The sequence below is a fragment of the Paenisporosarcina sp. P5_A11 genome (assembly GCF_056400705.1).
The window spans coordinates 1-4,996 of the sequence record NZ_JBFUKT010000213.1 but is presented as its reverse complement, the minus strand read 5'-3'; the positions used below and the strand labels follow the sequence as shown (position 1 = coordinate 4,996).

At 34.8% G+C, this 4,996-nt stretch carries 8 protein-coding genes; 5 read left to right on the top strand and 3 right to left on the bottom strand.

The window, feature by feature from the left end:
* The first annotated feature begins 263 nt into the window (after positions 1 to 263).
* The gene (locus tag AC1DOS_RS17920) at positions 264 to 464 is read left to right on the top strand and encodes a cold-shock protein (RefSeq protein WP_108585760.1); all 201 of its coding nucleotides are present in this window, start codon (positions 264 to 266) and stop codon (positions 462 to 464) included.
* Between the two features lie 48 nt (positions 465 to 512).
* On the opposite strand, the gene AC1DOS_RS17915 is transcribed toward AC1DOS_RS17920, so the two are convergent.
* A complete protein-coding gene (locus AC1DOS_RS17915; RefSeq protein WP_477538595.1) occupies positions 513 to 1,199 on the bottom strand; it encodes a hypothetical protein in 687 nt (228 codons plus the stop codon).
* Positions 1,200 to 1,307: 108 nt separating this feature from the next.
* Here AC1DOS_RS17915 and AC1DOS_RS17910 point away from each other — a divergent pair, with 108 nt between their 5' ends.
* Positions 1,308 to 1,793 (top strand): YkvA family protein, encoded by a 486-nt coding sequence (locus AC1DOS_RS17910; RefSeq protein WP_477538594.1) that lies wholly within the window; start codon positions 1,308 to 1,310, stop codon positions 1,791 to 1,793.
* 56 nt (positions 1,794 to 1,849) lie between these two features.
* Here AC1DOS_RS17910 and AC1DOS_RS17905 read toward each other — a convergent pair whose 3' ends face one another.
* A complete protein-coding gene (locus tag AC1DOS_RS17905; protein WP_477538593.1) occupies positions 1,850 to 3,457 on the bottom strand; it encodes an ABC-F family ATP-binding cassette domain-containing protein in 1,608 nt (535 codons plus the stop codon).
* A gap of 275 nt (positions 3,458 to 3,732) precedes the next feature.
* Between AC1DOS_RS17905 and AC1DOS_RS17900 the strand changes: the two genes are divergently transcribed.
* Genes AC1DOS_RS17900 through AC1DOS_RS17890 form a run of 3 tightly spaced genes read left to right on the top strand, consistent with a single transcriptional unit; the run spans position 3,733 to position 4,574 of the window.
* Complete coding sequence (locus AC1DOS_RS17900) at positions 3,733 to 4,197, top strand: sensor domain-containing diguanylate cyclase (RefSeq protein WP_477538592.1); 465 nt, start codon at positions 3,733 to 3,735, stop codon at positions 4,195 to 4,197.
* Between the two features lie 3 nt (positions 4,198 to 4,200).
* Positions 4,201 to 4,290, top strand: coding sequence for a hypothetical protein (locus AC1DOS_RS17895; RefSeq protein ID WP_477538597.1), 90 nt, complete (start codon positions 4,201 to 4,203; stop codon positions 4,288 to 4,290).
* Positions 4,287 to 4,574, top strand: a complete 288-nt coding sequence (locus tag AC1DOS_RS17890; protein ID WP_477538596.1) for a diguanylate cyclase domain-containing protein — start codon at positions 4,287 to 4,289, stop codon at positions 4,572 to 4,574. Before AC1DOS_RS17895 ends, AC1DOS_RS17890 begins: the two co-directional genes overlap by 4 nt.
* Here the strand turns inward: AC1DOS_RS17890 and AC1DOS_RS17885 are convergent.
* Entirely contained in the window at positions 4,540 to 4,854 is a 315-nt protein-coding gene (locus AC1DOS_RS17885) for a hypothetical protein (protein ID WP_477538591.1), read from the bottom strand. The genes AC1DOS_RS17890 and AC1DOS_RS17885 overlap by 35 nt on opposite strands.
* Between the last annotated feature and the right edge of the window lie 142 nt (positions 4,855 to 4,996).

Here is a 4,996-nt window from a genome sequence, read left to right as displayed (position 1 = left end):
CATTTCATGGTGTAATTTGGCTGAAAAACGGGAATCCGAATCAAATATAAAAAGACATATAAGACTATGAAAATACAAATAATAAAATTGACAGTTGTTGGGTAAATGTTATAATATTCTTAACAATTGAAATTGTTTTACCGGAAACCTGTATTCACATATTTCAGTAGTGATCGGCGTTTGCTGGTGCTATTGTGTATGTGAATTTTTTGGTTTTCATCACTCAATTTTAAATTGTTAACTTTATTTTTGGGGGTTTGTTTATGAAACAAGGTACAGTAAAATGGTTTAACTCAGAAAAAGGTTTCGGATTTATTGAAATTGATGGTGGTGACGACGTATTTGTTCATTTCTCTGCAATTCAAGGGGAAGGCTTTAAGACACTTGATGAAGGTCAAAAAGTCGAATTCGAAGTTGTCGATGGCAACCGTGGACCTCAAGCTGCAAATGTCACCAAAATCTAAATTTAGCAACTAAAAGAGGCAATCCGAAATTTCGGATGCCTCTTCTTTTTAATCAACCGATTCGAGAGTTGACGTTACTATAAATTCATTGTCTTCTTCGTTCATAATAAATTCTCTTTTTATTTCGCCGTATTCTTCTACGATATATTTACGCTGTATGGCTCCACTATCATCCGTCTTTTCCAAGACAATTACTTGATCAAAAGTTTGAAATGGTGTGTCAACCGTTTCATCTACACTAACAATTTCCCAACCGTCAAAAGATACGCCAGTTTCTAAGGGGAGCTTTAAAAATGTCGAGAGCTTAGGAAGTTCTTGCAACTCTTCATCAGTAAGATTAAACTCGTCATAAAATTCTCCTTGTTCTTGAATCAAATCAATCGACTCATCAGAAATTCGATAAGTACGTAAAAGAGTTGTTCCTCCATTGTCTTCATAGATTGAAACGGTATTATCATTGTGCCATTGTGTCCGTGCTAAGTAGCTTGCATATTCATTACCTTTACCTAAATACTTAGCAGTGACTCCATCCTGCAAAAAGAAGTTCGAAAACTGTACTGGCTCTAGTTCAGGTTCTGCGACGACTTCCTCTGGTTCTTCAATGATTTCTTCAGGTTTTTCTTCTTCAGTAGTGGGGGGGGCAGTTGAAACAGAAGGGTTTCCTACAGAATGGTCACTACAAGCGCTTAACAGTAAGAAAAGCATGAGAACGACATATTTTTTCAATATTGACATAAGGTAACCTCCAATCTGTTTGTTTAGTAATTTAGACGGTTGGTGTTGGTTAAACGTTTCAATTTTCTGTTTTTTTGGTATAGTATATTTTAAGGAAGGGGAATGAATATGACAGAATATKATTTGAAAAAAGAATTACCGACACTTAAAAAACAACAAGATTTTTATGAGAAACTTCGTGGGAATATTACTTCTTTTTTGGAATCAAGATCAGGAAGTGCAAGTAAATTTGCACCCTACCTATTATTCGCACCAGATTTGTTCCATCTATTAACTAAATCATTACTCGATAATCGCATTGATGGGAAAAGTAAAGTATTAATCGGTAGTGGTATTTTATACTTTATTGCTCCAATAGATGTAATTCCCGAAGGTTTAATAGGTCCAGGTGGGTTTATGGATGACATTATTGTTGCAACATTCGTTGTGAATACATTACTTAATAAATTTTCACCCGAAATTTTAGAAGAACATTGGGTAGGGGATGAAAAATTATTTGTTACATTAAAGAAAATTTCTAAATCAAGCGATGGTTTGCTCGGAAAAATACCAGCTCGATCTCTCCTAGGAATGTTCATAAAAAAATCTAAATAAAAAATAAAGTGCGATGGGGGTATACACCCTTCACACTTTATTTTTCGCTTTTTGTTTTATGATTTGATTCCTTGAGATTCTTTCCAATCTAAGAATTCATCAAATGATAACTGCTTGTCAAGAATTGAACCATCAGGCAAGATTTCAATTACACGATTAGCAATCGTTTGGATGAACTGGTGGTCATGAGATGTAAAGATCATAGCACCTTTGAAAGCAATTAAGCCATTGTTAAGTGCTTGAATTGATTCTAAGTCTAAATGGTTCGTAGGTTCATCTAATAGTAATACATTGGCATTAGCAAGCATCATTTTAGATAACATACAACGGACTTTTTCTCCACCAGATAATACAGATGGTTTTTTCTTCACTTCTTCACCAGAGAATAACATACGTCCTAGGAACCCACGTAAGAAAGTTTCACTTTCATCATCAGGTGAATATTGGCGCAACCAATCTACTAAAGAGTTTTCATTTCCAGTAAAGTATTCGCTGTAATCGATTGGGAAGTAAGTACGTGTAGTTGTAACACCCCAACGAATTGAACCTTCTGTCGGTTCAACTTCTTCTGCTAACACACGAAGTAATGAAGACTTAGCAATTGGATCACCAATTAAGATAATTTTATCTTCTTTATTAATTGAAAAATGGATGTCTTTAAACATAGTTTTGCCTTCATGTTCAAATGAAACTCCTTGGGCAGCTAGGACGTCGTTACCGATATCACGTCCAATTTGGAAGTTTACATATGGATATTTACGTGAAGAAGGACGAATGTCATCCAATTCAATTTTATCTAACATTTTCTTACGAGAAGTTGCTTGTTTAGATTTAGATGCATTTGCACTAAATCGTGCGATGAATGCTTGAAGTTCTTTAATTTTTTCTTCTTTTTTACTATTATGATCTTGAGATAATTTAGTAGCTAATTGACTTGATTCATACCAGAAATCGTAGTTTCCGACATAAACTTGTATTTTCCCGAAATCAAGATCCGCAATATGAGTACACACCTTGTTAAGGAAGTGACGGTCATGGGAAACAACGATAACAGTATTAGCAAAGTTAATTAAAAATTCCTCTAACCACTGGATAGCTTTTAAGTCTAAATGGTTTGTAGGCTCATCTAGTAAAAGAACATCTGGTTTGCCAAACAATGCTTGAGCAAGTAAAACTTTTACTTTTTCAGAACCTGTTAAGTCAGCCATTTTTTTAGATAGAGATTCTTCACCGATACCTAAACCTTGTAAAAGGATTGCCGCTTCAGATTCAGCTTCCCATCCATTCATATCTGCAAACTCACCTTCAAGTTCTGCAGCACGCATACCATCTTCGTCAGAAAAATCTTCTTTCATATAGATAGCATTCTTTTCATTCATAACTTCATACAAACGTTTATGACCCATCATCACTGTTTCTAATACTTCAAACTCTTCGTACTCGAAGTGATTTTGTTTTAGTACAGCTAAACGTTCATTCGGATTCATGATGACATTTCCTTCTTGTGTTTCAAGGTCACCTGATAAAATTTTAATAAATGTAGATTTTCCAGCACCATTTGCACCAATTAACCCGTAACAGTTACCTGGGTTGAATCTTATATTAACGTCTTCGAAAAGCTTACGATCTCCGAAGCGCAAACTTACATTACTTACAGCAATCATGCTAGTACCTCCTTATTTTTCACAATGCTACTATTATAACACGAATAGCGGCAAATGCTTAATCTTTCAAAATGGAAATTATCTCGAATTTGAGATATGACAAAAAATAAGGAGGGATAAACATGAATGAAACTCATCGCCATATCTATATTGAAGGGTTTGACGTAAAAAATGTTTTGATTTTGTAACACAGAACAGGTAAAAATTACCATTACTAGTTATTGTAGAAAAGCATATTGATCTAAATGCTTCTTTATTAAGCGCGAGGTAAAGGGATGTTGGGTTATAAAGAGCATGAGATCCCTAATGAATTAAGCGAATGGAGAGAACGAATTCATCCTCAAGATGTTGGGGAAGTAAATACGGTCATTGAAGGGCATATTCACAATGAGACTAGTTTTTTTGAAAGTGAGCATCGTTTATTACATGTAGACGGGACATACCGTTGCATTTTAGATCGCGGCAAAGCGGTAGAACGAAATGAACAAGACATTGCAAATCGAATAATTGGAACGCATGTAGATATTACAGAAAGAAAAGCGACAGGGAAAATGTTACAGGACCGCAATCAAGAACTCGAACGTTTAGTTGAACAAGTGAAAAATTTATCCATTACGGATCCTTTAACCCCATTGTTTAATCGGCGAAAAATGATTGAAGAAATAAAAACCGCACAAAATCAATTTTGGGTTAACGAGAAAACATTTACCTTAGCAATATTAGATTTAGATCATTTTTAAAAAATCAATCATCAATACGGGCATACGTTTGGTGATATTGCTCTCCAAACATTTGCAAATCTACTAAAAAGACAAATAACAAGCCGTATATAGTTGCGAGATGGGGAGGGGAAGAGTTTCTTCTATTATTCCCAATACATAATGGTCAAGAAACAAAACGTCAGTTAGATGCTTTACAAGTGGCCTGTAGCAGTGACCAATTATTAAGGTATCGCATGGACTCGGTACATTTGTCTTTTTCCGCTGGTATTTGCGAAGTGAAAAATCATCAAGTTCTAGAAGATATGATCAAATGTGCGGACCAAGCATTATATGAGGCTAAATCACTTGGTCGCAAGCAAATTATTCTTTATAAGGAAGGACTTTCAGTTGTGTAAATGAAAGTCCTTTTTCGCGAATCCAGGGTTCAACCCAAGCCATTTCGACTTCGGATTTCCGTTGTATATAGGCTGGTAACGTTTGGAGTTGTTCATTAATTAACAATTCCATTTCTACATAGTCTTTTCGGGTAGGATTGGAATGGCTAACGGTTCCAATGGTTGTGAAAACAAAATAATAAGAGCCGACAGTTCTGAAAATAATTATCATATCTGGGAATTCATCAAAAATCGCTTTTACTTGATATCTTTTAGCATAACTCCATTGAATGAGTTTCAATTAATACACCCTTTCATACTATGATTATACTAATTTAAAATAAGAGCACAAGTTTGCATATTCTAGTAAAAGTATTACTTTATTGAGGTCGGGCACATAATATGATTTACTTGATTAGGTACTATTATAATTAAAGGAATGA